The sequence below is a fragment of the Citrobacter gillenii genome, assembly GCF_013337685.1.
Lineage (GTDB): Bacteria > Pseudomonadota > Gammaproteobacteria > Enterobacterales > Enterobacteriaceae > Citrobacter > Citrobacter gillenii.
In genome coordinates this window covers 434,800-460,809 of record NZ_SUQN01000001.1, presented here as the reverse complement: position 1 = coordinate 460,809, position 26,010 = coordinate 434,800, and the positions used below count along the sequence as shown (strand labels likewise).

General features: G+C 50.9%; 22 protein-coding genes, 1 tRNA gene and 2 pseudogenes. 18 read left to right on the top strand and 7 right to left on the bottom strand.

What is annotated here, in order from left to right; translation table 11 throughout:
* The first annotated feature begins 92 nt into the window (after nucleotides 1-92).
* A complete protein-coding gene (gene pdxR / locus FCH32_RS02145; RefSeq protein WP_137362808.1) occupies nucleotides 93-1,565 on the top strand; it encodes a MocR-like pyridoxine biosynthesis transcription factor PdxR in 1,473 nt (490 codons plus the stop codon).
* A gap of 46 nt (nucleotides 1,566-1,611) precedes the next feature.
* Here the strand turns inward: pdxR and uxuA are convergent, their stop codons facing one another.
* On the bottom strand, nucleotides 1,612-2,802 hold the full coding sequence (gene uxuA, locus FCH32_RS02140; protein WP_117343452.1) for a mannonate dehydratase: 1,191 nt from the start codon (nucleotides 2,800-2,802) through the stop codon (nucleotides 1,612-1,614).
* A 202-nt stretch (nucleotides 2,803-3,004) separates the two neighbouring features.
* Between uxuA and FCH32_RS02135 the strand changes: the two genes are divergently transcribed.
* The 9 genes and pseudogenes from FCH32_RS02135 (at nucleotide 3,005) to yejF (ending at nucleotide 14,681) form a co-directional block, all read left to right on the top strand.
* A complete protein-coding gene (locus tag FCH32_RS02135) occupies nucleotides 3,005-4,471 on the top strand; it encodes a mannitol dehydrogenase family protein (RefSeq protein WP_174360407.1) in 1,467 nt (488 codons plus the stop codon).
* A 119-nt stretch (nucleotides 4,472-4,590) separates the two neighbouring features.
* Entirely contained in the window at nucleotides 4,591-5,577 is a 987-nt protein-coding gene (locus FCH32_RS02130) for a CobW family GTP-binding protein (RefSeq protein ID WP_135911721.1), read from the top strand.
* Nucleotides 5,578-5,610: 33 nt separating this feature from the next.
* Entirely contained in the window at nucleotides 5,611-6,324 is a 714-nt protein-coding gene (locus FCH32_RS02125; protein WP_115258012.1) for a phosphatase PAP2 family protein, read from the top strand.
* 413 nt (nucleotides 6,325-6,737) lie between these two features.
* Nucleotides 6,738-7,307: a bifunctional murein DD-endopeptidase/murein LD-carboxypeptidase gene (gene mepS / locus FCH32_RS02120; protein ID WP_096756458.1), complete on the top strand. Its 570-nt coding sequence runs from the start codon at nucleotides 6,738-6,740 to the stop codon at nucleotides 7,305-7,307.
* Nucleotides 7,308-7,489: 182 nt separating this feature from the next.
* Complete coding sequence (locus tag FCH32_RS02115; protein ID WP_174360406.1) at nucleotides 7,490-9,052, top strand: cyclic di-GMP phosphodiesterase; 1,563 nt, start codon at nucleotides 7,490-7,492, stop codon at nucleotides 9,050-9,052.
* A gap of 97 nt (nucleotides 9,053-9,149) precedes the next feature.
* Nucleotides 9,150-10,970 carry an extracellular solute-binding protein gene (locus FCH32_RS02110; protein WP_420838391.1) on the top strand — a complete coding sequence of 607 codons (1,821 nt, stop codon included), beginning with the start codon at nucleotides 9,150-9,152 and terminating at the stop codon, nucleotides 10,968-10,970.
* Nucleotides 10,971-12,065 carry a microcin C ABC transporter permease YejB gene (locus FCH32_RS02105; RefSeq protein ID WP_115258009.1) on the top strand — a complete coding sequence of 365 codons (1,095 nt, stop codon included), beginning with the start codon at nucleotides 10,971-10,973 and terminating at the stop codon, nucleotides 12,063-12,065.
* Nucleotides 12,065-13,090 carry an ABC transporter permease gene (locus FCH32_RS02100; protein ID WP_096756454.1) on the top strand — a complete coding sequence of 342 codons (1,026 nt, stop codon included), beginning with the start codon at nucleotides 12,065-12,067 and terminating at the stop codon, nucleotides 13,088-13,090. The genes FCH32_RS02105 and FCH32_RS02100 overlap by 1 nt, the downstream gene beginning before the upstream one ends.
* A gap of 1 nt (nucleotide 13,091) precedes the next feature.
* Nucleotides 13,092-14,681, top strand: a pseudogene (gene yejF / locus FCH32_RS23385) (microcin C ABC transporter ATP-binding protein YejF).
* Between the two features lie 3 nt (nucleotides 14,682-14,684).
* Here the strand turns inward: yejF and FCH32_RS02090 are convergent.
* The 3 genes from FCH32_RS02090 to rsuA form a co-directional block, all read right to left on the bottom strand.
* Complete coding sequence (locus FCH32_RS02090) at nucleotides 14,685-15,029, bottom strand: YejG family protein (RefSeq protein WP_029139605.1); 345 nt, start codon at nucleotides 15,027-15,029, stop codon at nucleotides 14,685-14,687.
* Between the two features lie 328 nt (nucleotides 15,030-15,357).
* Nucleotides 15,358-16,554, bottom strand: coding sequence for a Bcr/CflA family multidrug efflux MFS transporter (locus tag FCH32_RS02085; protein ID WP_174360404.1), 1,197 nt, complete (start codon nucleotides 16,552-16,554; stop codon nucleotides 15,358-15,360).
* A gap of 15 nt (nucleotides 16,555-16,569) precedes the next feature.
* A complete protein-coding gene (gene rsuA, locus FCH32_RS02080) occupies nucleotides 16,570-17,277 on the bottom strand; it encodes a 16S rRNA pseudouridine(516) synthase RsuA (RefSeq protein WP_115258005.1) in 708 nt (235 codons plus the stop codon).
* Between the two features lie 152 nt (nucleotides 17,278-17,429).
* Here rsuA and radD point away from each other — a divergent pair, with 152 nt between their 5' ends.
* On the top strand, nucleotides 17,430-19,190 hold the full coding sequence (gene radD, locus FCH32_RS02075) for a DNA repair helicase RadD (RefSeq protein ID WP_174360403.1): 1,761 nt from the start codon (nucleotides 17,430-17,432) through the stop codon (nucleotides 19,188-19,190).
* 124 nt (nucleotides 19,191-19,314) lie between these two features.
* Nucleotides 19,315-19,599 carry a 50S ribosomal protein L25 gene (rplY, locus tag FCH32_RS02070; protein WP_045445132.1) on the top strand — a complete coding sequence of 95 codons (285 nt, stop codon included), beginning with the start codon at nucleotides 19,315-19,317 and terminating at the stop codon, nucleotides 19,597-19,599.
* A gap of 122 nt (nucleotides 19,600-19,721) precedes the next feature.
* Here rplY and yejK read toward each other — a convergent pair whose 3' ends face one another.
* The gene (gene yejK, locus FCH32_RS02065) at nucleotides 19,722-20,729 is read right to left on the bottom strand and encodes a nucleoid-associated protein YejK (RefSeq protein WP_005129293.1); all 1,008 of its coding nucleotides are present in this window, start codon (nucleotides 20,727-20,729) and stop codon (nucleotides 19,722-19,724) included.
* Between the two features lie 134 nt (nucleotides 20,730-20,863).
* Here yejK and FCH32_RS02060 point away from each other — a divergent pair, with 134 nt between their 5' ends.
* From FCH32_RS02060 to FCH32_RS02050, 3 genes are all read left to right on the top strand, one after another.
* A complete protein-coding gene (locus FCH32_RS02060; protein WP_096756447.1) occupies nucleotides 20,864-21,091 on the top strand; it encodes a YejL family protein in 228 nt (75 codons plus the stop codon).
* Between the two features lie 31 nt (nucleotides 21,092-21,122).
* A complete protein-coding gene (gene yejM / locus FCH32_RS02055; protein ID WP_115258003.1) occupies nucleotides 21,123-22,883 on the top strand; it encodes an LPS biosynthesis-modulating metalloenzyme YejM in 1,761 nt (586 codons plus the stop codon).
* 73 nt (nucleotides 22,884-22,956) lie between these two features.
* Nucleotides 22,957-23,033, top strand: a tRNA-Pro gene (locus FCH32_RS02050).
* A 130-nt stretch (nucleotides 23,034-23,163) separates the two neighbouring features.
* Here the strand turns inward: FCH32_RS02050 and FCH32_RS02045 are convergent.
* Complete coding sequence (locus tag FCH32_RS02045) at nucleotides 23,164-23,553, bottom strand: HumD family translesion DNA polymerase (RefSeq protein ID WP_174360402.1); 390 nt, start codon at nucleotides 23,551-23,553, stop codon at nucleotides 23,164-23,166.
* Nucleotides 23,554-23,660: 107 nt separating this feature from the next.
* On the opposite strand from FCH32_RS02045, the pseudogene FCH32_RS23180 reads away from it, so the two are divergent.
* The 3 genes and pseudogenes from FCH32_RS23180 to FCH32_RS02030 all read left to right on the top strand — a co-directional run.
* Nucleotides 23,661-23,780: pseudogene (locus FCH32_RS23180) on the top strand (hypothetical protein); the annotation flags it as partial.
* 93 nt (nucleotides 23,781-23,873) lie between these two features.
* A complete protein-coding gene (locus FCH32_RS02035; protein WP_003840850.1) occupies nucleotides 23,874-24,116 on the top strand; it encodes a DinI family protein in 243 nt (80 codons plus the stop codon).
* Between the two features lie 367 nt (nucleotides 24,117-24,483).
* The gene (locus FCH32_RS02030; protein WP_174360401.1) at nucleotides 24,484-25,587 is read left to right on the top strand and encodes an acyltransferase family protein; all 1,104 of its coding nucleotides are present in this window, start codon (nucleotides 24,484-24,486) and stop codon (nucleotides 25,585-25,587) included.
* Nucleotides 25,588-25,596: 9 nt separating this feature from the next.
* Here FCH32_RS02030 and FCH32_RS02025 read toward each other — a convergent pair whose 3' ends face one another.
* Nucleotides 25,597-26,004 carry a tail fiber assembly protein gene (locus tag FCH32_RS02025; RefSeq protein WP_174360400.1) on the bottom strand — a complete coding sequence of 136 codons (408 nt, stop codon included), beginning with the start codon at nucleotides 26,002-26,004 and terminating at the stop codon, nucleotides 25,597-25,599.
* Between the last annotated feature and the right edge of the window lie 6 nt (nucleotides 26,005-26,010).

The window sequence follows — 26,010 nt, the reverse complement described above, 5'->3', positions numbered from 1 at the left end:
TATAGGAACAGCGTTCACTCTATGAGGCGAGTCAAAATAGTTAAAAATGGAAACTCGTAATATGCGGCTATCGTTTTAATAAGGAATTTCTCATGCTGGCACTGTTTCTCAACAGAGAAAGCCGTACATCGCTGCAATTGCAGATCTTTCAATTTTATTTTCAGGCTATTCAGCGGGGGAATTTGCTGTGCGGGGACAAACTTCCTTCTATCCGCGAGCAGGCGCAGGCGCTGAACGTGGCCAAAATCACAGTCGTTATGGCGTATGAAAAATTGATGGCGGCAGGGTTGATTAAGAGCCGACAGGGTATTGGCTATGAAGTGATCTTCACTACACCAGTACGTACACCCGCGGCACACATACCGTTAGCCCAGGGTTCACCGCCGGTAAAGCCTGAGCCTGCAGGCGTTTCCACCGATGTTTACGGTGAGATGGGACGGGATTTTTATTGCCGGATGGGCGTCCCCGATCCCAATGCCTTTCCCTGGTCAAGCTGGCGAAAATGGAATAATGCTCCCAGCGTACTAAAAGAGCAATTGTTTACCCGATATCATTCACCAAATGGATTATTTTCATTGCGTGAGCAAATGGTCAGATACCTTAATCTATCCCGGGGAATTAATACTCGCGCAGAAAACATCATTATTACCAACGGAATTCAGGAGGGGTTATCACTGCTCAGCCAAATATTTATTATTCATCACGCGGCAAGTCAGGAGAAAAAGTGCCATATTGTGACCGAATCCCCTTGTTATTCTGGAGCCTGGCATCTGTTTAATTACTACGGTGCCGACATTACGCCTATCGCGGTGGATAATCAGGGACTGTGCACGGATAAATTACCCGAATATGCAACCCAACTTTGTTACGTAACGCCCGCACATCAGTATCCGATGGGGAGCGTGCTTTCAGTGGAGCGGCGTCTGTCGTTGCTGACCTGGGCGCAGCGTGTCGGGGCGTACATTATCGAAGATGATTATGATGCCGTTTTTACGTACGGCGAAAATCCCCTCCCCGCGCTGAAAGCCATGGATTATCACGATCGGGTTATCTATATGGGGACATTCTCAAAAACGCTGGGGCCGGGTGCGCGTCTTGGCTATCTCATTTGCCCGGATGAACTGCTCCCGGCAGTGCAGAATATGAAAGCGTTAAACAACAACGGCAGCCAGTGGTTATTGCAGCAGTTTCTCGCTGAGTTAATGCAAAATCAGGTTTTTTATACCCACCTCGGCAAACTGGCCTGCAGCTACGCGTCCCGGCTCGCGCTTCTCCGGGACGGTCTTTCTGCGCTGTTCCCCGACGGAAAAATTGACGGCGCAACGGCGGGCCTGCATCTCTCGTTACACATCGATCGCTCGCCCGACGTCATCGCCTTGCTGCAACAGCGCTGCCTGCAGGCAGGTGTTCGCTTTGATACGTTACAGGACATTGAAAATGGTTCAGAAGAAATCTGGCGCAAGGAGAACAACGCCGGGGTGATGTTTTTCGGTTTTGGCGGGTTGCAGTTACCGCAGATCAATAAAGTGCTGAGAGTGCTGGAGCAGGCGTTAATTCAGCCCTGAAGGCAGAACAGGGATCGAGCTACTCGCCCAATCCCTGTTGATGCCATTACAGCAGATCGCGGAACTGCGTTTGTTTCAGCGCCAGCTCAACGCCACGAACTTCTGCCAGCCCTTTCAGACGACCAATTGCGGAGTAACCCGGATTGGTTTTCTTGTGCAGATCGTCCAGCATCTGATGCCCGTGATCCGGACGCATTGGGATAGGACGCAGATCGCCCGCCTTCTTACGACGCTGTTCTTCACGCAGGATCGCCGCCACCACAGAGACCATATCTACGTCGCCCTGCAGGTGAGCACCTTCATGGAAGGTTTTCGGGTTATCTTCACGGCAGGTCGAACGCAAATGCGTAAAGTGAATACGATCGCCAAAGGTTTCAATCATTTTCACCAGATCGTTATCCGCCCGTACACCGTAAGAACCGGTACACATGGTGAAGCCGTTATAGATGCTGTCTACTGTTTCTTTCAACCACTGCATATCTTCAATGGTGGAAACAATACGCGGCAGGCCGAGGATCGGGCGCGGCGGATCGTCAGGATGCACGGCCAGGCGCACGCCTGCTTCTTCAGCTACCGGCACAATTGCGCGCAGGAATACGGCCATATTATTGCGCAGATCGTCTTTACTGATACCGTCATACTCCGCCAGGCGCGCGCGAAACTTGTCCAGCGTATAACCTTCTTCTGCACCCGGCAGACCGGCGATAATATTGCGAGTCAGCTTCTCTACATCGGCTTCGCTCATGGCATTGAAATAGTCCAGAGCCTGACGCTGTTCTTCTGCGGTGTAATCCGCTTCCGCACCGGGGCGCTGCAGGATATGCAGCTCAAAGGCCGCAAAAGCAATTTGATCGAAGCGCAGGGCTTTAGAACCGTCCGGGAGCTGATATTCAAGGTCAGTGCGCGTCCAGTCGAGGATCGGCATGAAGTTATAGCACACGGTATCAATGCCGCAGGTCGCCAGATTACGGATACTCTGCTGATAATTGGCGATCCACGTTTGATACTGTCCAGACTGGGTTTTGATGTCTTCGTGAACGGGAATGCTTTCCACCACCGACCAGGTCAGCCCCTTTTCAGCCAAAATAGCCTGTCGCTTTTGAATCTCTTCTACCGGCCACACTTCACCATTAGGAATGTGGTGCAAGGCGGTCACAACACCGGTTGCGCCAGCCTGACGCACATCATCAAGCGATACCGGATCGTTAGGTCCGTACCAACGCCAGGTTTGTTCCATTGCTTCACCTCACAAGTTGTTATACCAAATTAAGTTAGCTGCATGACGACTACCATACAGGCATCGGGTGGATGATCAACTGAACGCCGATGATTGATTGATCCAGCTCACATTCCCCGGATAAATAAGGCACACCAATTTAACTTGCTGTCATATAACTTTATACTGCCATTGTTAATTAATGGTTAATCAGGTGTATTTAATGAAGACAATTGCCTCGGCTTCACTCCCAAAAAATGTACAGATGCCTCAGTACGATCGCCAACGCTTAACCTCGCGGATCGTACATTTTGGTTTCGGTGCTTTTCACCGTGCTCATCAAGCATTGTTGACCAATCGCGTACTCAATACGCAGGGAGGAAACTGGGGGATTTGTGAGATCAGCTTGTTCAGCGGCGATCGGCTGATGAGCCAGCTTCGTGAGCAGGATCATCTGTATACCGTGTTAGAAAAAGGTGCTGACGGCAATCAACCGATAGTGATAGGTGCCGTTAACGAATGCCTGAACGCCACGCTGGATTCGCTGGCGGCCATTATTGAAAAATTCTGTGAACCGCAGGTGGCGATTGTGTCGTTAACCATCACGGAAAAAGGCTACTGTATTGATCCATCCACCGGGTCGCTTGATGTCACAAACCCACGCATTATTCATGATTTGCAGTCGCCGGATGAACCGCACTCAGCGCCGGGCATTATCGTCGAAGCCCTGCATCGCCGACGCGAACGCGGATTACCGCCGTTTACCGTACTCTCATGCGATAACATCCCGGACAACGGGCATGTGGTGAAAAACGCGATCCTGGGCATGGCGCAAAAACGTTCGCCTGAGCTGGCGACGTGGATACAACAGCAGGTCAGTTTTCCGGGCACCATGGTCGACAGAATTGTCCCTGCCGCAACCGACGAATCGCTGGAAGAAATTGCCCAAGCGCTAGGCATCGCTGACCCCTGTGGCATCAGCTGTGAGCCGTTTATCCAGTGGGTAATTGAAGACAATTTTGTCGCCGGCCGCCCGCAGTGGGAAACCGCCGGTGTCCAGATGGTTGATGACGTGCTGCCGTGGGAACAGATGAAACTGCGGATGCTAAACGGCAGTCACTCATTTCTGGCCTATCTTGGCTATCTGGCCGGGTTTCAGCACATCAGCGATTGCATGCAGGACAACGCCTTTCGTGAAGCGGCTTACCGTCTGATGATGACGGAGCAGGCCCCCACGCTGCACATCACTAACGTCGATCTAAATCAGTATGCCGAAAGCCTGCTGCAACGTTTTGCCAATCCCGCACTGAAGCATAAGACATGGCAAATCGCGATGGACGGCAGCCAAAAATTGCCGCAAAGAATGCTGGAAGGGATCCGCGTACATTTATCACGGCAAAGCGACTGGCCTCTGCTGGCACTGGGCGTTGCGGGCTGGATGCGCTACGTGAGCGGCATTGATGATGCGGGTGCAGCCATTGATGTGCGCGATCCGTTGCGTGATAAGATCCGCGCGCTTGTCGAGCTCAGTTCCCTATCAGAGCGCGTCAGCGCACTGCTTTCCCTGCGCGAGATTTTTGCCCCCGATCTGGTGCAAAATCCGCAATTCGTCGAAGCTATCGAGCAGGCCTGGCAGAATATTGCGCAATATGGCGCGCATCAGGCCGTCATGCAGACGTTAAAAAATTAACAATTTCTGCCATTCAGCGGGACGAAGCGCACCTTCGTCCTCTCTGCCCTTCTCTTTTTATCCTTTTTTCGCCAGGATTGTTGAACGCTATAACAGCATTTGATGATTCTGGAGCCAACGTGACCAAAACCAACCTCATTACCGGTTTTCTCGGCAGCGGTAAAACCACCTCTATTCTTCATTTACTCGCCAACAAAGATCCCGCTGAGAAGTGGGCTGTGCTGGTCAATGAGTTTGGCGAAGTCGGTATTGACGGAGCGCTGTTGGCCGACAGCGGCGCACTGCTAAAAGAGATCCCCGGAGGATGCATGTGTTGTGTTAACGGTTTGCCGATGCAGGTAGGCCTTAATACGTTACTGCGTCAGGGCAAACCCGACCGGTTATTGATCGAACCTACCGGCCTCGGGCATCCAAAACAGATTTTGGATTTACTCACCGCCCCGGTTTACGAACCGTGGATCGATCTGCGCGCGACACTCTGTATCCTTGACCCTCGCCTGCTGCTGGATGAAAAAAGCGTCGCCAATGAGAATTTCCGCGACCAGCTGGCCGCCGCTGACGTTATCGTCGCCAACAAAACCGATCGCGCTACGGCTGAAAGTGAACATGCCTTGCAAACCTGGTGGCAGCACTACGGCGGTCACCGTCAGTTGGTTCATGTCGACCATGGACACATTGACACGCAGTTACTGGATTTACCGCGTCTGAATCTGGCAGAGCTTCCCACAAGTGCGGCACACGCCCACCAGCATGCCGACAAAAAAGGGCTGGCGGCACTGAGCCTGCCGGCACAGCAGCGCTGGCGTCGTAGTCTCAACAGCGGTCAGGGGCATCAGGCCTGCGGCTGGATTTTCGATGCGGACACCGTGTTCGATACCATCGGCCTGCTGGAATGGTCGCGTCTCGCGCCGGTAGGTCGCGTAAAAGGCGTCATGCGAATCAAGGAAGGATTGGTACGCATCAACCGTCAGGGTGATGACTGGCACATTGAGACCCAAAACGTCGCACCTCCGGACAGCCGTATTGAACTCATCTCGGACACCGAGACTGACTGGAACGCGTTACAGGGTGCATTGTTGAAGCTTCGTTTAGACGCTAACGCGTAAGGTTGCCTGCGATTTTGGCAATGGTGAACGACGATGAAAACCCGATACCCTTTTATTCTCCTGCTTAATATCGCAGGTCTGGCGCTGTTTCTGTCCTGGTATATTCCAGCCGGACATGGGTTCTGGTATTCCATCGATTTTGGTGTTTTCCATTTCTTCAACCAAAAACTGGTCGACAGCCCAATGTTCCTGTGGGTTGTCGCAATCACCAACAACCGCGCGTTTGACGGCTGCTCGCTGCTGGCAATGGGTGCCCTGATGCTGAGTTTTTGGCGCAAAGAAACCCCGGACGGTCGCCGCCGTATCATCGCAATTGGTCTGGTGATGCTGCTCACGGCGGTGGTATTAAATCAGTTAGGCCAGGCGCTTATTCCGGTTAAACGCGCCAGTCCAACGCTGATGCTGGATAATATTCATCGTGTCAGCGAGCTGCTGCATATTTCAACCAAAGATGCGTCAAGAGACAGCTTCCCGGGCGATCACGGCATGATGCTGCTTATTTTTTCCGCATTTATGCTGCGGTATTTCGGAAAAGTCGCAGGATTAATCGGCCTTATTATCGCTGTGGTTTTTGCCTTTCCTCGCGTAATGATTGGTGCTCACTGGCTTACTGATATCGTGGTCGGTTCGATGACCGTCGTTTTGATTGGCCTGCCCTGGTGGCTAATGACACCATTAAGCGACCGTTTGGTCACCCTGTTCACGAATTATCTCCCCGGTAAAAACAAACATTTTTTAAACAAATAACGCAGAGTAATTAACATCATCAGGGATACTTCTGATTCCCTGATGATATCTGACGATAATCTCTCTTGCTGACTGTCATTCTCTTGTCATCTTATTCCTGTTGAAAATGAATGAATTGCGTGTTTTTCAGCCTAATTGTTCTTAATTTAGCCAATACCGTTTATTCACTTTCTGTATCAATTTTTCTTATAAGAAATCACGTAAAATCACTCGCAATGACTGTGGCGATCGGGTAATCTCGAACTCGTTTTGCCTCGCGAGATAATTATTCTCTTTACGAATAAATTTGTGCGTTCCACCACAGATTTGACTATAAAGAATTGTCTCATCGTGCGTAGGTAATTAGTCTCGTCACGTTTGGCATTTTTTATAACGATATTTATCGTTAAGGACTTCAAGGGAAAACAAACAACATGGTCAAATCTCAACCGATTTTGAGATATATCTTGCGGGGCATACCCGCGATAGCAGTTGCGGTTCTGCTTTCTGCATGTAGCACAACGAACACCGCCAAGAATATGCATTCTGAGACGCATGCTGTGGGCAATGGAGATAACTCTTCACTGCAAGCCTCTCAGGATGAATTTGAAAGTATGGTACGTAATATCGATGTTAAATCTCGTATTATGGACCAATACGCTGACTGGAAAGGCGTGCGTTACCGCCTTGGCGGCAGCACTAAGAAAGGGATTGATTGTTCAAGTTTTGTACAGCGTACATTCCGTGAACAATTTGGTTTAGAGCTTCCTCGCTCAACCTACGAACAACAGGAAACGGGTAAATCCGTTTCGCGCACCAATCTGCGCACCGGCGATCTGGTTCTGTTCCGTGCGGGCTCTACGGGCCGTCACGTCGGTATTTATATCGGTAACAACCAGTTTGTACATGCCTCGACCAGCAGCGGCGTTGTTATTTCCAGTATGAACGAGCCTTACTGGAAAAAGCGTTACAACGAAGCCCGCCGGGTTCTGAGTCGCAGTTAATTCGTTTGGCAGCTATCCCTTGGCTATCCTGATGAGACAAATCAAAAGCACTGCTTAGGCGGTGCTTTTTGCTTTTCTTTTACACAACAGAAAAATCTCACGATAAGCGTCAATCCAGGCTATAGTCTTACAAATTAAGCGGTTTAATAATAAGCAGTTACTGCAGGTAAACATAAAGAACTATGTTCAAACGTGCCTCTTCTTCCGGTCGGAAAATCCTGATCACCTGTATTTTAACGGGGCTCGTCGTCGCCTTACTCGTCAGCACACTGCAATTTTTCGTCTCGTGGCATAAACGAGAAGTGAAGTACGACACGCTGCTCTCCGATATACAGAATTACGTCAAAAGTTACTTCTCAGAACTCAAAACGACCACCGATGAACTACAACCCCTGGTCACTGACAGTTGCCAACAAGTTGCCACGAAACTAACCTCCAGTGCGGCCTTTAGCCTGAACGTACGGGCTTTTTTGCTGGTAAAAGACAGCATCGCATTTTGCTCTTCCGCAACGGGCCCCATGAACACCCCCATCCAGGAGCTGATGCCGTCGATTAATATCAACCACGATATCGATGTGGCCCTGCTCCCGGGTACGCCGATGGTGCCTGACAAACCCGCAATAATGATTTGGTATCGTCATCCTGCCTTACCGAATAGCGGCGTATTTAGTTCACTGAACATCAATCTGGCCCCCTATCTTCTCTATACCGCCCGGCAAGATGATTTTGACGGTATTGCTATTATCGTGGGCAAGACGGCTATTTCGACATTTTCAGCTCACCTGATACCCGTCTCCGATCTTCCTGATGCCTCAACCCCACGACAGGCGACGATTGACGGCCTGCCGGTGACCGTTCGATTGTACGCAGAAGAGTGGACGTATAACGATATCTGGTATTCCCTCATGCTGGGATGCATGGCTGGGATTATGGCGGCCCTGCTTGTCTGGTACTACATCTACACCCTCCGTTTACGGCCCGGGAAAGATATTCTGAACGCCATCAAGCACAATCAGTTTTATGTGGTCTACCAACCGGTCATGGAGATGCAAACGCTGGAGGTAAAAGGCGTAGAAGTCTTATTACGCTGGCGTCATCCAACGACGGGCGAGATCCCGCCAGATGCCTTTATTCATTACGCCGAATCGCAGCAAATGATTGTGCCACTCACGCAGCATCTCTTTAAGCTGGTGGCCAGCGATGCCGCTGCCCTGCAAAAAGTACTCCCCAAGGGCGCAAAATTGGGGATCAACATCGCTCCTTCACATTTGCATGGTGAGAGTTTCAAAGCAGATATTCAGGAACTGAGCGCCTCGTTACCCGCCAACTATTTTCAGGTGGTACTGGAAATCACCGAACGCGATATGCTCGATCAGCACGAAGCCACGAAAATTTTTGAATGGCTGCATGCTGCCGGACTCGAAATTGCCATTGATGATTTCGGCACCGGCCATAGTGCCCTTATCTATCTGGAACGTTTTACGGTCGATTACCTGAAGATTGACCGTGGATTTATCAATGCCATTGGTACCGAGACGCTGACGTCGCCGGTATTGGATGCCGTGTTGACACTCTCCAGACGCCTCAATATGCTGACGGTTGCTGAAGGCGTAGAAACGCAGGAGCAGGCCCGGTGGCTGCGCGATCGCGGCGTGCATTTCTTCCAGGGTTACTGGGTCAGCCGTCCGTTAAAGCTGGCTGATTTCGTACGCTGGATGGCGAAGCCAGATATGCCAAAGTGGTGATCGCACAGTGCGATTCGTCGATACACTACGCCTGCCGGAACCTCCCCGAGGCTCGGACATGAGGTCCATCGGCAGGTGGACAAGAAAAGGAAAACCCGTGCATAGGATTGTTCGCGTACTGCTGCTATTTTTCACCGTTATAGGTTTTAGCGCTCAGGCTCAGTCCATCAAAGAAAGCTATGCATTTTCCGTACTGGGCGAACCCAAGTATGCGTTCAATTTTACCCACTTCGACTATGTGAATCCCGCTGCCCCCAAAGGGGGGAAAATCACGCTCTCGTCCATCGGCACCTTCGATAATTTCAACCGCTACTCGATGCGAGGGAATCCCGGCGCCCGGACTGAATCACTTTACGATGCGCTGTTTACCACTTCCGATGATGAACCCGGTAGCTATTACCCGCTCATTGCCGACAGAGCCCGCTACGCGGACGACTATTCCTGGGTTGAAATCGCCATTAACCCGCGCGCGCGTTTTCACGATGGGTCACCAATCACCGCCCGCGACGTTGCCTTTACCTTCCACAAATTTATGACCGAAGGCGTGCCGCAGTTTCGTCTGGTATACAAAGGGACCACCGTTAAAGCGATCGCCCCGTTAACCGTGCGAATTGAGTTAGCCAAACCGGGTAAAGAAGACATGCTCAGCCTGTTTTCATTACCGGTGATGCCTGAGAAATACTGGAAAGATCACAAGCTCAGCGACCCGTTATCCTCCCCACCCCTTGCCAGCGGACCTTACCGCATCACCCAATGGAAAATGGGGCAGTATATTGTCTACTCACGGGTCAAAGATTACTGGGCCGCTGACCTGCCGGTTAATCGTGGGCGCTGGAATTTTGATACCCTCCGCTACGACTATTACCTTGATGACAACGTGGCCTTTGAAGCATTTAAAGCCGGTGCATTTGACCTGCGTCTTGAGAACGATGCCAAAAACTGGGCAACACGTTATACCGGTAAGAACTTCACAAAACAGTACATCGTCAAAGCCGAACAAAAAAATGAGTCGGCGCAGGATACGCGCTGGTTAGCGTTTAACATCCAGCGTCCGGTGTTCAGCGACCGCCGTGTTCGTGAGGCGATCACGCTGGCCTTTGATTTTGAATGGATGAATAAGGCGTTGTTTTATAATGCCTGGAGCAGGACGACCAGCTATTTCCAGAACACCGAATATGCCGCCAAAAATTATCCCGACGCGGATGAACTGGTGCTACTTGCGCCGATGAAAAACGATCTGCCTCCCGAAGTCTTCAGCCAAATCTATCAGCCACCCACATCAAAAGGCGACGGTTACGATCGTGAAAACCTGCTGAAGGCCAGTGCACTCCTGGACAAGGCCGGATGGGTATTGAAGGGGCAGCAGCGGGTCAACATCACCAGCGGCAAAGCGCTGACTTTTGAGCTGTTGCTCCCGGCAGGCAGTAACAGCCAATGGGTATTACCGTTCCAGCATAACCTGCAGCGGCTGGGCATTACGATGAATATCCGCCAGGTCGATAACTCACAAATCACCAACCGCCTGCGCAGCCGCGACTATGACATGATGCCAAGGCTGTATCGTGCGATGCCGTGGCCCAGCTCGGATCTGCAAATTCTGTGGGCTTCCGAATATATTGATTCCAGCTATAACGCTCCCGGCGTGCAAAGCCCGGTCATTGATAAGCTGATTAGCCAGATCATTGCGGCGCAAGGTAATAAAGCAAAACTTATCCCGCTGGGACGCGCGCTGGACCGCGTGTTAACCTGGAATTATTACATGTTGCCGATGTGGTTTATGGCCGAAGATCGGCTGGCATGGTGGGACAAATTTTCGCAGCCTGCCGTTCGCCCGATTTACACCATCGGCGTGGACAACTGGTGGTATGACGTCAACAAAGCGGCCAAACTTCCCGCTGCCAGACGACAGGGAGAATAAATGGGCGCATATCTGATTCGACGTTTGCTGCTGGTGATCCCGACGCTCTGGGCCATCATTACCATCAATTTTTTTATCGTGCAGATTGCCCCAGGCGGCCCGGTCGAGCAGGCCGTCGCCGCCATTGAATTCGGGCAAAGTGGCGCACTGCCGGGCGCCGGTAGTGAAGGTGTGCGTGCCAGCCACGCGCAAACCGGCGTCGGTAACATCAGCGACAGCAATTATCGTGGTGGTCGCGGCCTGGATCCGGAAGTGATTGCTGAAATCACCCGCCGTTACGGATTCGATAAACCGATTCACGAACGTTATTTCAACATGCTCTGGAACTATATCCGCTTCGATTTTGGCGACAGCCTGTTTCGCAGCGCCTCGGTCCTGACATTAATCAAAGACAGCCTGCCCGTCTCCGTCACGCTGGGATTATGGAGTACTCTGATTATCTATCTGGTGTCGATTCCGCTGGGGATCCGCAAAGCGGTGTACAACGGCAGCCGCTTTGACGTGTGGAGCAGCGCATTCATTATTATCGGCTACGCCATCCCCGCCTTCCTGTTTGCAATTTTATTGATCGTTTTCTTTGCCGGCGGCAGCTATTACGACCTTTTCCCGCTACGCGGTCTGGTTTCCGCCAATTTTGACGCTCTGCCCTGGTATCAAAAAATCACCGATTATCTGTGGCATATCACCCTGCCGGTGGTGGCAACGGTGGTGGGTGGATTTGCCGCACTGACGATGCTAACCAAAAACTCCTTTCTGGATGAGGTTCGCAAACAGTATGTCGTCACCGCGCGCGCTAAAGGCGTTAGCGAGAAAAACATTCTGCGCAAACACGTCTTTCGTAACGCCATGCTGTTAGTGATAGCCGGTTTCCCAGCCACCTTCATCAGTATGTTTTTCACCGGCTCACTGTTGATTGAAGTCATGTTCTCGCTGAACGGTCTGGGATTACTGGGCTATGAATCAACCGTGTCACGCGACTATCCGGTGATGTTTGGTACGCTTTATATCTTCACGCTGATCGGCCTGCTGCTCAATATCCTCAGTGATATTAGCTATACGCTGGTCGATCCGCGTATTGATTTCGAGGGACGCTAATGTCGCGCTTAAGCCCCGTCAATCAGGCCCGCTGGGCGCGTTTTCGCCACAATCGCCGTGGCTACTGGTCGCTGTGGATTTTTCTGCTGCTGTTCGGCTTAAGCCTGTGTTCCGAGCTGATTGCCAATGATAAGCCACTGCTGGTGCGCTATGACGGCAGCTGGTACTTTCCACTGGTCAAAAACTACAGTGAAAGCGATTTCGGCGGCCCGTTAGCCACCAAAGCAGATTATCAGGATCCGTGGCTGCAGCAGCGTCTGGAAAGCCAGGGATGGATCCTGTGGGCACCCGTGCGCTTTGGCGCCACCAGCATTAACTTTGCTACCGACACCCCCTTCCCTTCCCCGCCGTCCGCACAAAACTGGCTGGGCACCGATGCCAACGGCGGCGACGTACTGGCGCGCATCCTCTATGGGACCCGCATTTCCATCCTGTTTGGTTTGATGTTAACCCTGTGTTCCAGCGTCATGGGCGTGATGGCCGGTGCGCTGCAGGGCTATTACGGCGGAAAGGTGGACCTGTGGGGGCAACGCTTCATTGAAGTCTGGTCCGGGATGCCGACGCTATTTTTGATAATCCTGCTCTCCAGCGTCGTCCAACCCAACTTCTGGTGGCTATTGGCCATTACGGTCGTGTTTGGCTGGATGAGCCTGGTCGGCGTGGTACGCGCAGAGTTTTTACGCACGCGAAACTTTGATTACATCCGCGCCGCACAGGCGCTCGGCGTGAGCGATCGCAGCATTATCCTGCGCCATATGCTGCCGAATGCGATGGTCGCCACGCTGACTTTTTTGCCGTTTATTTTATGTAGCTCAATTACCACACTGACCTCGCTGGATTTTCTGGGGTTCGGCTTACCGCTCGGCTCCCCGTCGCTCGGAGAACTGCTGTTGCAGGGAAAAAACAACTTACAGGCACCGTGGCTTGGGATCACCGCGTTCGTGTCGGTAGCCCTGTTGTTATCGCTGCTGATCTTTATTGGTGAAGCGGTACGCGACGCATTTGATCCCAACAAGGCGGTATAAGATGACGCAACCTCTGTTAGCCATTGACAATTTATCGGTCGGTTTTCGTCAGCAGGGAACCGTACGTACCGTGGTGAACGAAATTTCATTGCACGTCGAAGCCGGGCAAACCCTGGCACTGGTGGGCGAGTCCGGCTCGGGTAAAAGCGTCACCGCACTCTCGATTTTACGTTTGCTCCCCACACCTCCGGCGGTCTATCTTGCCGGTGATATCCGCTTTCACGGTGAATCACTACTCCACGCCAGCGAACAAACGCTACGCGGCGTACGGGGGAATAAAATCGCCATGATTTTCCAGGAGCCGATGGTGTCGCTCAACCCGCTGCACACTCTGGAAAAACAGCTCTATGAAGTGTTGTCGCTGCATCGGGGAATGCGTCGGGAAGCCGCACGGGCAGAGATCTTGACCTGTCTGGATCGCGTCGGGATCCGTCAGGCCGCCAAGCGTCTGGCGGATTTCCCACACCAGCTTTCCGGCGGAGAGCGTCAGCGCGTGATGATCGCCATGGCGCTGCTCACTCGCCCTGAACTGCTGATTGCCGACGAACCCACCACCGCACTGGATGTTTCCGTGCAGGCACAAATCCTGCAACTGCTGCGCGAGCTACAACGCTAGCTGAATATGGGCCTGCTGTTCATCACCCATAATCTCAGTATCGTCAAAAAGTTAGCTGACACCGTTGCGGTGATGCAAAACGGTCAGTGCGTTGAACAAAACCGTGCCGGGCAACTGCTTTCTGCCCCCACCCATCCTTACACGCAGAAATTGCTCAACAGTGAACCTGCCGGCGATCCAGTGCCTTTACCCACCGGCCAACCCCCCTTGCTGGAAGTGGAGCAGCTTCGCGTCGCTTTCCCCATCCGTAAAGGGCTGCTTAAGCGCGTGGTGGACCATAACGTGGTGGTCAACAACGTCAGTTTTTCTCTGAAACCGGGAGAAACGCTGGGACTGGTTGGCGAATCAGGATCGGGGAAAAGTACCACCGGTCTGGCACTGCTGAGGCTCATCGCCTCACAAGGACGCATTGTATTCGATGGTCAGGCGCTGCATACCTTAAACCGCCGTCAACTGCTGCCGGTACGCCACCGCATTCAGGTTGTCTTTCAGGACCCTAACTCATCGTTGAACCCGCGCCTGAGCGTGTTACAGATTATTGAAGAGGGGTTACGCGTCCATCAACCCACGTTGTCTGCCGAGCAACGTGAAGCGCAGGTGAAAGCGGTAATGGCAGAAGTCGGCCTGGATAGCGACACGCGGCATCGTTACCCTGCCGAGTTTTCCGGTGGTCAGCGTCAACGTATTGCGATTGCCAGAGCACTGATTTTAAAACCATCGCTGATTATTCTGGATGAGCCGACATCGTCACTCGACAGGACCGTCCAGGCGCAAATCCTGACGTTGCTTAAGTCATTACAGCAAAAGCATCGCCTGGCCTACATCTTTATCAGCCACGATTTGCATGTTGTACGTGCGCTATGCCATCAGGTTATTGTGCTACGGCAAGGAGAGGTCGTGGAACAGGGGCAATGCGAGCACGTCTTCAACGCGCCACAACAAGCCTATACGCGTCAGCTGCTCGCGCTAAGCTGACGCTCAAAATGGGTTATTATTTGAAAAAGGTTCTGCGATAGCCACGCCGAAATTTTTCAGTCTGCAGGTCGCTGCAAATTCATCCTGACGATTGACGAACAGACACGGCTCCCCTTCACATTCCAGTACGGAACACGGAACTTCAATGTCGCTCAACGCCTGGCTGAGTTTATGCATTACCGACCACGCACTGTCACCGTCCGGACTGAGTAACTTGAGCGCCACCAGGCTATTCTCATTGCTCTGGCCGTTTTGCGGAATCGGTTCAACTTTTGAACCTGCGAAACCCACCGACCAACGATAGCACTGCGGCAGACGGTGAACGATTGAGAGTTGTAATGTCATCACTTTCTTTCCCTGGAAGTACAATTACTTCACAATTATTTTACATCAATATTAACACATCATTGACAATACGTCTTTAGACAGTTGGCAAACGTTTACACCCTGTCCGTATGCCACTTTCCGAACCCAATATTTAAATTTATTCAACGGTTCTGGCAGTTTTCCGGGCTATATGTACGCGTTTCTGCGATCTAACTCAACCTTTTTAACTACAATGATGTGACTTTTTACATAAATTGATTTTACATAAAATAAACATAACCAGGGGAATAGATAGATTAGCGGTTGATGTACATCAACTCCGGGGGGCAAATGCCCCCCAGGTTGTGTATTAGATCACCGTTTTTTTGGCTCGACTGGCATAGAGATAGAAGAGAATGGAACAGTACGCACAAAAGGCAATCGTCCAGATCATCGGCCAGGCCGAGTTAAAGGTCGCCAGTGACAGTAGCGCACCTACAATGGCACCGATGCCAAAGCGGAAGGTTCCCGCCAGCGACGACGCCGTGCCAGCCATATGCGGGAACTCATCGAGGATCACTGCCATCGCATTAGATGACACCATCGATACGCAACCAACAAACGCCGCAACACCGACCACCAGCGCCCAGAAGCCCAACCCGAACAGCGCGCTAAATACCATCCAGCCCGCCATCGCAAACTGGATCCACAGCCCGGTGCGGAACATATTCAATGCCCCAACCCGCCGTACAAAGCGGCTGTTAATAATGGTCATCACAAACAGGAAGACAATGTTCAGCGCAAAGTAATAGCCAAAGTTCTGCGGCGAAACATGGTTGATCTCAATGTAGACAAAGGGACCAGCGCTGAGAAACGAGAACATCCCGGCAAAACTAAATCCGCTGGCCAGCATATAGCTCAACACGCGCTTATGGCGAAACAGCGAGGCGAAATTGCCCATTGTGGTACGCAAACGAAACGGCTGGCGTCGCTCAACGGGCAAGGTCTCTTTGATCAAGGTGAAAATCATCACCGAAGCCAGAATTGCCGCCACGGCCAGGATCCAAAAGATGTAGTGCCAGCTTAACCATACCAGCACCCAGCCACCGACAATCGGCGCCAGCAGCGGCGCAATCGTCGTGACCAGCATGACGAAGGACATCATGCGTGAAAACTCTTCTTTCGGATAAATATCGCGCATCAGGGCGTTGATCACCACGCTCGCCGCCGCAGCCGCCAGGCCGTGGAAGAAACGCATAGTGATCAATTGATCGATAGTTTGTGCCAGCGCGCAGGCGACTGCCGCCGCCGCAAACACCAGCGTTCCCCCCAGAATCACCGGCTTACGCCCGATGCTGTCTGCCATAGGGCCGTAGATCAGTTGCCCCACTGCAAACCCCAAAATATAGGTACTGAGGGTCATTTGCGCACTGCCCGCAGGCACGCCAAACTGAGCAGAGATCACCGGCAGCGCCGGAAGATACATATCAATCGACAACGGCATTAACATGGCCAACAAGCCAAGGATAAAAACAATGGCAATTGAAGAGTTCTGCCGGGTGGTCACATTTAGCTCCTGAAATTAACGAGGGGTTACGTTAACGCTGGCGATTTCTTCTTCAGTCAAGGGGCGGTATTCGCCGGGCGCAAGATCGTCATCCAGTTTGATGGCGCCGATTCGCTCACGGTGCAGTTCCACAACATGGTTGCCAACGGCGGCAAACATACGCTTAACCTGATGATAGCGCCCTTCGCTAATGGTCAAGCGCACCTGGGTTGGCGTAATCACTTCCAGCACCGCCGGTTTTGTCAGATCTTTTTCGTTATGCAACTGTACACCACGGGTAAACTGTTCGGCGGTATCTTCCGCCACCGGCGACTCTAACGTCACCAGATAGGTTTTCTCACAATGGTGACGCGGGGAGGTGATGCGGTGTGACCACTGACCGTCATCGGTCATCAGTACCAGCCCGGTGGTGTCGATATCCAGACGCCCTGCCGCATGCAGCTTGTGGGCAACAGGTTCATCAAGGAAATAAAGCACTGTCGGATGATCCGGGTCTTCCGTGGAGCACACATAGCCCTGAGGCTTGTTGAGCATAAAATAGCGCGGGCCATTTTGCTGAGCCAGTGAATTACCGTCGTATTCGACGTCATGTTCTGGCAGCAGTTTAAAGGCGCTATTTCTGACGATTTCGCCATCGACGGTAACGCGGTTACCACGGATTTCACGCCCGGCAATAGCGCGGCTGACGCCGAGTTGCTGAGCGATAAATTTATCAAGTCGCATGAGTGTGATTTTGCCTGTAACAATACGGAAATCGAGCGTTATGCCCGAAAAGTGGAGCCGTTTTCCGCTCAGTATAGCGGGCTAACAACTTCCCTCAAGGGAAAAAGATTCGTGGCATACTATTCATTGTTATTGTTTACCCTAGTGAGACCATGACTTTTACACTTCGCCCTTACCAACAAGAAGCCGTGGATGCCACGCTCAACCATTTTCGCCACCACCGCACACCTGCGGTCATCGTCCTGCCAACCGGGGCCGGTAAAAGCCTGGTGATTGCTGAACTGGCGCGTGTGGCGCGTGGGCGCGTATTAGTGCTGGCGCATGTGAAGGAGTTGATCGCACAGAATCATGCCAAATATTGTGCGTTGGGGCTGGAAGCCGATATCTTTGCCGCTGGCCTGAAGCGTAAAGAGAGCCACGGTAAAGTGGTTTTCGGCAGCGTACAGTCGGTGGCGCGTAATCTGGAAGCGTTTCAGGGTGAATTTTCCCTGCTCATCGTCGACGAGTGCCATCGCATTGGTGACGACGAAGAGAGCCAGTATCAGCAAATTCTGACTCACCTGACCCACGTCAACCCTCACCTACGCCTGCTCGGACTGACCGCCACGCCTTTCCGCCTCGGTAAAGGCTGGATTTACCATTTTCATTATCACGGTATGGTGCGCGGCGATGAAAAAGCGCTTTTTCGCGACTGTATTTATGAGCTGCCGCTGCGCTACATGATTAAGCACGGCTATCTGACGCCGCCAGAGCGCCTCGACATGCCGGTCGTCCAGTATGACTTCAGCCGCCTGCAAGCACAAAGTAACGGTTTGTTCAGCGAAGCTGACCTCAACCATGAGCTGAAAAAACAGCAGCGGATAACACCGCATATCATCAGCCAGATTGTTGAATTTGCCCAGACGCGTAAAGGCGTCATGATATTTGCCGCTACCGTGGAGCACGCGAAAGAGATTGTTGGTCTGCTGCCCGCAGACGATGCCGCACTGATCACCGGTGACACGCCTGGCGCAGAGCGAGATGTGTTGATTGAGGATTTCAAAGCCCAGCGCTTTCGCTATCTGGTCAACGTAGCGGTGCTGACCACCGGGTTTGACGCCCCACATGTCGATCTCATTGCGATCCTGCGCCCTACCGAGTCCGTTAGCCTGTATCAACAAATCGTCGGACGAGGGCTGCGTCTGGCGCCGGGAAAAACGGATTGTCTGATCCTCGACTACGCGGGTAATCCTCACGATCTGTATGCCCCGGAAGTGGGTGCGCCGAAGGGCAAAAGCGACAACGTTCCGGTACAGATATTCTGCCCGGCCTGCGGGTTTGCTAACACCTTCTGGGGTAAGACCACAGCCGATGGCACGCTGATCGAACACTTTGGCCGTCGCTGTCAGGGTTGGTTTGAAGATGATGACGGTCACCGTGAACAATGTGACTTCCGCTTTCGTTTTAAAAACTGCCCACAGTGCAATGCTGAAAATGACATTGCCGCTCGCCGCTGTCGGGCATGCGATACCATACTGGTCGATCCGGACGATATGCTGAAAGCAGCGCTCAGGCTCAAAGATGCGCTGGTCCTGCGCTGCAGCGGTATGGTGTTACAAAACGGCCAGGATGAAAAAGGCGAATGGCTGAAGATTACCTATTATGACGAGGATGGCGCCGACGTCAGCGAACGATTTCGTTTGCACACCCCCGCTCAACGTACCGCCTTTGAACAGCTGTTTATTCGCCCACACACCCGCACGCCCGGCATCCCTATACGCTGGATAACCGCCGCCGACATCCTGGCGCAGCAGGCATTGTTACGCCATCCCGATTTTGTGGTCGCTCGCATGAAAGGTCAGTACTGGCAGGTACGTGAAAAGGTCTTTGATTATGAAGGCCGCTTCCGACGGGCACATGAATTGCGCGGTTAATCGTACTTTTGATTGATGTACCCGTCATTTGAGGATAGAATCTCGCCCGCTTTTGCATACGCAAAGCAGATCACTTACCTGTTGCTGGGTCGCCTGTAGCAGGAATTATTAAAGAGAGATTTAAATGTTTACTATTAACGCTGAAGTACGTAAAGAGCAGGGTAAGGGTGCGAGCCGCCGCCTGCGTACCGCTAACAAGTTCCCGGCAATCATCTACGGTGGCGCAGAAGCCCCGATTGCTATCGAACTGGATCACGATTCAATCATGAACATGCAAGCTAAAGCTGAATTTTACAGCGAAGTTCTGACCATCGTTGTTGACGGTAAAGAAGTTAAAGTTAAAGCTCAGGCTGTACAGCGTCACCCGTTCAAGCCGAAACTGGCTCACATCGACTTCGTTCGCGCGTAATCGCCAACAAGTTGAAGAAAAACCCCGCCTCGGCGGGGTTTTTTTATGTCATTTTTAACCGATGACAACGTATGACATGTGGCCGGATAAGGCATTTACGCCGCCATCCGGCATCATCCATGTTATTTCCCGCCAGAAGTACGACGCTGCAACTGATCGCGCAGGTTAGGCGGCGTACCTTTAATGGTTAAGGTGTCCGTCGCCGGATCCCAGAAAATGCGTTCGCCCAGCAGCATGGCGTCGAAATTGATCGTTAACCCACCGCCGCTACCGGCAAACTTGGTTAACTGACGCAGCGTGCTGCGATCTGCCGGGAAGCTCTCTTCCAGCTCATAGCCTTTATCCGCGGTAAATTCACTGAAGCTGACTTCACTGACGCCGGAAAGCTCTTTTGACAGGGACTCCAGTTCAATCTCTTCCCCGGCCTGAAGCTGCTCGTTACAGTAGCTATAAACCTGCTGACGCACGTTCTGGCGTTCAGCTTTGTCCAGTTGAGCTTCGGCAGTGAAGTCGTCTACCGCCTGCAGCAGACCACGGTTTTGCGCTTTAGCATTCAGCCCTTCGCTGGCCCCGAGGAAATCCATAAAGAAATCGGCAACTTTGCGTCCGACCCGTCCTTTCAGGAACGTCAGATACCGCGTGGACTCCGGGTTGGTTTCCCACTCGGTTAAATCAATACGCGCCACGATATCAGCATGATTGATATCCAGATAGTGCGTCGGGTTGATATCCAGATTTTCATTCACGCGCATGCTGCTTAAGTTGTTCAGCACCGCCACCAGCAGATACTCTACCGCCAGGTAACGGTAATGACAGAACAGCACGATCCCGCCGTCAGCAAACGGATACTTCGCCAGCTCATCGCGCAGACGCCCGGTTGCGGCACGACTGAACGCCAGAAAATCCTCTTCGCCCTGACGCTGCAAACGCAGCGTTTGCGCCAGTTCGCTCTCTTCGCTAAACAGGCCATAGGCTTTATTCTTGGCGCTATATACCCGATGCAGCTCAGCCATCATCTCGACAACGGTCGCCGTCGGCTCCAGTAATGAATCGCGCAAGACCAGCTCAAGGTTCTGCTCATCACGCTTGATAAGCTGGTGCAGGGCAATCTGGTTGATATCCAGACTCATGATAAACTCTCCTTTAAGACCGGGCGGTATTCAACCACCTGCCGGGCAGTGACGCAATAGAAGATAAAAAAGCAGAAAAAAAACTGTCGCTACGGTAATATGTTGCCCTTTCATGAACAGACAGATTTCGATTTATGCCACAAATTTCCCGCTATAGTGACGAACACGTTGAACAATTGCTGAATGAAATGCTCAACGTACTGGAAAAACATAAGGCACCGACCGATCTTTCCCTGATGGTACTGGGAAACATGGTCACTAACCTTATCAATACAAGCGTCGCACCGGCCCAGCGCCAGGCGATTGCGAATTCATTTGCCCGCGCATTGCAGTCTTCGATAAACGACGACCAAGCGCACTAAGAGCCTGCTCCGGGGAAACGAACAACAGTTTATGGTAACTCATCGTCAACGCTACCGTGAGAAAGTCTCCCAGATGGTTAGCTGGGGGCACTGGTTCGCCTTGTTCAACATTCTGTTGGCCATGGTGCTCGGTAGTCGTTACCTGTTTGTCGCCGACTGGCCGACAACGCTTGCAGGTCGTGTTTATTCTTATCTGAGCGTTGTCGGGCATTTTAGCTTCCTGGTGTTTGCCGCCTATTTGCTGATCCTGTTCCCCCTGACGTTTATCGTCATGTCCCAGAGGCTGATGCGATTCTTATCAGCCATCCTGGCGACCGTGGGCATGACGCTGCTGTTGATTGACAGCGAAGTGTTCACCCGTTTCCACCTGCATCTCAATCCGATTGTCTGGGAACTGGTCATTAACCCCGATCAGAACGAAACGGCGCGTGACTGGCAGCTGATGTTCATCAGCGTGCCGATTATTCTGCTAATAGAAATGTTGTTTGCGACCTGGAGCTGGCAAAAGCTGCGCAGCCTGACGCGTCGCCGTCATTTCGCGAAACCTTTAGCCGCTTTCTTTTTCGTATCGTTCATCGCATCGCATGTGGTGTACATCTGGGCGGACGCCAATTTCTATCGGCCGATCACTATGCAGCGCGCAAACCTGCCGCTGTCTTACCCAATGACAGCGCGTAAGTTTCTGGAAAAACATGGTTTGCTGGATGCGCAAGAGTATCAGCGCCGCCTGATCGAACAAGGTAATCCGGAAGCGGTCTCCGTACAGTATCCGCTTAGCGATTTACGCTATCGTGATATGGGTACCGGCCAGAACGTCCTGCTGATCACCGTAGACGGTCTGAACTACTCGCGCTTTGAAAAACAGATGCCAGCCCTGGCGGAATTTGCCGGGCAAAATATTTCCTTCACGCGCCATATGAGTTCCGGTAATACCTCCGATAACGGTATTTTTGGCCTGTTCTATGGCGTGTCGCCAAGCTATATGGACGGCATTCTGGCAAGCAGAACGCCTGCCGCGCTGATCTCTGCCCTGAATCAACAAGGTTATCAGTTGGGGTTATTCTCCTCTGATGGCTTTACCAGCCCGCTCTATCGCCAGGCGCTGCTGTCAGACTTCTCCATGCCAAGCGTGCAGACACAATCTGACGAACAAACGGCGAACCAATGGATCAACTGGCTGGGCCGCTACGCGCAGGAAGATAACCGCTGGTTCTCATGGGTCTCCTTTAACGGGACTAACATTGATGACAGCAACCAGAAGAACTTTGCTAAACGCTACGCCAACGCCGCTCAGGACGTAGATGCGAACATTAACCGCGTTCTGGGTGCCCTGCGTGATTCGGGTAAGCTCAACAACACGGTGGTGATTATTACCGCCGGTCGGGGTATCCCACTGTCGCAGGATGAGAATCGCTTCGACTGGTCGCGCGGTCATCTTCAGGTTCCACTGATAATTCACTGGCCGGGTACACCCGCTCAGCGCATTAATAGCCTGACCGATCATACCGACCTGATGACCACGCTAATGCAGCGACTGCTGCACGTCAGCACACCGGCAAACGAATATTCGCAAGGCCAGGATTTGTTTAATGCCACGCGACGCCACTATTGGGTAACGGCCGCCGACAGCAGCACAATGGCGATTACCACTCCAGAAATGACGCTGGTGCTCAACAACAACGGTAATTACCAGACCTATGATTTACGCGGCGAGAAGATTAAAGATCAGAAACCACAGCTGAGCTTACTGCTACAGGTTCTGACGGATGAGAAACGTTTTATTGCTAACTGATTAATTATAAATCAGTTAGTAAACCATCCTCTTGCAATCGTGGTGGAAAGCAGTAGTATTAGCGCCATAGTGTCGGCACGTAGCGCAGCCTGGTAGCGCACCGTCATGGGGTGTCGGGGGTCGGAGGTTCAAATCCTCTCGTGCCGACCAGAAACTCCTTTAAGAACCAGCCTTTACGGCTGGTTTTTTTATGTCTGTTTTCTGTGCGGGGAAGCAATGGGGAATTATCGGGGAAAACCCCCCGACGCAGAGCATCGACTACATTGCATAATTTCGGTACTCACATCACCGGGCAGTCATCAAACTCTGCAGTCCTGGCATTATTGATAATGTAAGTGATCACCCCGAATATAGCGTGTGAAGAATTGTAGCTATCATCGTCTACTGGCAGCGCCTCCCTTCTCCCGTTCTCCAGATTGATCAGGTGCGGTTCCGGGTGAGTTCGGTATCGCTTGATCCTGAATTCCCCGTCTATCGCACATATCAGCAGCGAGCCATCGCAGGCAGTGAGTGACGCATCCACAACAAGCAGCGCGCCCTGGATTATCCCTTCTCTGAAATGTGAACTCGATGCCCGCATGAAATAAGTCGCAGCTGGCTGGCTAATTAGCTGCTGGTCGAGGGAGATCTTTGTTTCAACGTAATCACTGGCAGGTGACGGGAAGCCCATGGCTATAGCCCTCCGTTTGGATTGAACAACTGAAAGGTACGGTTCTCGCCTTCCTGCGTTGATACATCGCGGAATGTTGTCACATACCACTCAATCCATTCGTTGGCCTGCTTCATCGTCCAGTTCCAGTTAACCTTGCTCAGCTCCTGGACAAACCGCTGTGTGGTGACGGTCTTCCGGCCATTCGGTTCCTGCTGTATCGAAGCATACCAGGCCATTTCAATATCGCTGCGTCGTGGCATCATTACGCCCTCTCTTGAATACCGGATAAAAACACAGTATAAATACTGTATATACATCCAGTAAAGGAGCAATAAGCAATGTTCGTGGAACTCGTTTATGACAAAAGGAATTTTGATGGTCTGCCCGGTGCAAAAGATATCATTCTGGGCGAGTTGACTAAGAGGGTTCACCGGATCTTCCCCGATGCTGATGTTCGGGTTAAACCGATGATGACACTGCCGGCAATCAATACTGACGCCAGCAAGCATGAGAAGGAACAGATAAGCCGTACTGTTCAGGAAATGTTTGAAGAGGCTGATATGTGGCTGGTTTCAGATTAAACGCCTTGAACCGTCATATTGCTTAAGTACAATCCGCCGTGACTGGCAATCATTCAATACTCGCACTATCAGATGTTCACCTGTCGGCTGCCGCCCGTTCTTACGTTCTTGCATACGACGAAGCTGCGGCATCATTTATCCTGTAAGATATCCTACACTGTAAATACATCCAGATTAGGATATGTTAACCATCACGCATCCAATTGATTTATATGATAATTTGAGCATATAGAAAGTGATGTAAAATAATAAACTTAAAAATGTCAACTATCGATCATCCGATAATTGGGTGATACACTTATCCTCCTAAATCACGCTTTTGTACAAAAAACTATTGTGCAGCGCTCACAAAATGCAGAAGTTACAGATGAATAATAAAATACTTTCAATACATTACTTACGCGGAATAGCTGGTCTCATGGTGGTACTTTTCCACTTCAGGGGTTATTTAAACGATGTTTACTCACAAAAAGACTTAGGTTTAATATTATTCAAATCTGGTGCTTTTGGAGTAGATCTATTTTTTATGATTAGTGGATTTATTATTGCTTTATCGACTCGAAATGTTACATCAAAAGCAATATTCGCAGTTCGTAGATTTTTCAGAATTTATCCTGCGTTTATACTTGTCTTTATCTTTGGGATACTTACAGTATATAGTTCAGAACCAACAATAAACATCATTAAAGGGATGTTTTTTATACACAGAGACTATTCAACCACCTCCCCTGAATTTGGTCTAAACGTTCTTGGTCCAGCATGGACGTTGACATATGAAATTTACTTTTACTCTTTATTTGTTTTGGCGATGTGTTTCACGCATAGATATAGAACTATCTTATCATCAATTTTCCTCTTAGCTCCCATCGTAACTCTACAATTATATTACAATGGACAACTATCTTTAAACTCCTCGGCTGCAGCAAATGTATCACCTGATAACATAGCATTTGGGTTGTTACGATTTATGTCCTCACCAATCATTACCGAGTTTGTTGTAGGTATGATTTTCTATGAAATTTTTAGTAGGGTTCGCTTTACCATTAAAAATGAAGTTGCCGTATTCGCATTATTCGTTTGCTCTGGTTTTTTCATCACTTGTTATTTTAGCAACAGCTTATTTGGTTTTGGTTTAAATAAATTTGGTCTTATGTCTGCCGTATTGCTATTTGGTTTTTTGATATATGACAAAAGCATTGGATTTAAAGAAAACAAACTATTAATCTTCCTTGGCGATATATCATTCTCAATATACATATCACATTATGTATTTATAAGCATGATGAACCTCTACAAACCTGATTTTTATATGCAAATAACAGGTTGGGGGAGATTCTTCATGATGACCACAATCACTATTTCCGTGGGAACCCTCGTGCACTTCTATGTCGAGAAACCATTTATATTGATTGGCAAGAGGATTGAAAAATCGATTTCCAATCTTAGATCAGGTCAAGCGGTTACTGCATAAGGCTCCCATCTATACTGATGGCACATCCGGCCATTCTGGATTGGACGGGTCAACTTTCGTCAAGGCATAGCGGTAGCGCTGCCATGCCTTGAGTCCTGGAATATCAGCATCATCAATATAACCACCATCCATGGCATCTTTAAGAGGATCGATTATAGTTGTTGCTTCTGCCAACAACTGTTGTTTTTTACGTTCATTCTGATCAATTAGCTCTTCCTGAGCCATCGGAGGAGTGTCCACCCATTCCGGCATCCCATCCACCCCGGTCCCTCGCAATTTCCCTGCGGGTGGTACACCAGAAAACTCAGTAAATATACCTTCATCAACTTCAAGGTAATTCTCAGGCCATGTATTTGTATCCTGGTATGCTTTTTTTAGCGAGAACGGATAAAAACTACCATTTGCATATGCGTACATAATTCT

Coding starts and splice junctions, on each gene's coding strand:
- pdxR (WP_137362808.1), top strand. CDS start 93: ATGCTGGCACTGTTTCTCAACAGAGAAAGCCGTACATCGCTGCAATTG.
- uxuA (WP_117343452.1), bottom strand. CDS start 2,802: ATGGAACAAACCTGGCGTTGGTACGGACCTAACGATCCGGTATCGCTT.
- FCH32_RS02135 (WP_174360407.1), top strand. CDS start 3,005: ATGAAGACAATTGCCTCGGCTTCACTCCCAAAAAATGTACAGATGCCT.
- FCH32_RS02125 (WP_115258012.1), top strand. CDS start 5,611: ATGAAAACCCGATACCCTTTTATTCTCCTGCTTAATATCGCAGGTCTG.
- mepS (WP_096756458.1), top strand. CDS start 6,738: ATGGTCAAATCTCAACCGATTTTGAGATATATCTTGCGGGGCATACCC.
- FCH32_RS02115 (WP_174360406.1), top strand. CDS start 7,490: ATGTTCAAACGTGCCTCTTCTTCCGGTCGGAAAATCCTGATCACCTGT.
- FCH32_RS02105 (WP_115258009.1), top strand. CDS start 10,971: ATGGGCGCATATCTGATTCGACGTTTGCTGCTGGTGATCCCGACGCTC.
- FCH32_RS02100 (WP_096756454.1), top strand. CDS start 12,065: ATGTCGCGCTTAAGCCCCGTCAATCAGGCCCGCTGGGCGCGTTTTCGC.
- rsuA (WP_115258005.1), bottom strand. CDS start 17,277: ATGCGACTTGATAAATTTATCGCTCAGCAACTCGGCGTCAGCCGCGCT.
- radD (WP_174360403.1), top strand. CDS start 17,430: ATGACTTTTACACTTCGCCCTTACCAACAAGAAGCCGTGGATGCCACG.
- rplY (WP_045445132.1), top strand. CDS start 19,315: ATGTTTACTATTAACGCTGAAGTACGTAAAGAGCAGGGTAAGGGTGCG.
- yejK (WP_005129293.1), bottom strand. CDS start 20,729: ATGAGTCTGGATATCAACCAGATTGCCCTGCACCAGCTTATCAAGCGT.
- FCH32_RS02060 (WP_096756447.1), top strand. CDS start 20,864: ATGCCACAAATTTCCCGCTATAGTGACGAACACGTTGAACAATTGCTG.
- yejM (WP_115258003.1), top strand. CDS start 21,123: ATGGTAACTCATCGTCAACGCTACCGTGAGAAAGTCTCCCAGATGGTT.
- FCH32_RS02045 (WP_174360402.1), bottom strand. CDS start 23,553: ATGGGCTTCCCGTCACCTGCCAGTGATTACGTTGAAACAAAGATCTCC.
- FCH32_RS02035 (WP_003840850.1), top strand. CDS start 23,874: ATGTTCGTGGAACTCGTTTATGACAAAAGGAATTTTGATGGTCTGCCC.
- FCH32_RS02030 (WP_174360401.1), top strand. CDS start 24,484: ATGAATAATAAAATACTTTCAATACATTACTTACGCGGAATAGCTGGT.
- FCH32_RS02025 (WP_174360400.1), bottom strand. CDS start 26,004: ATGTACGCATATGCAAATGGTAGTTTTTATCCGTTCTCGCTAAAAAAA.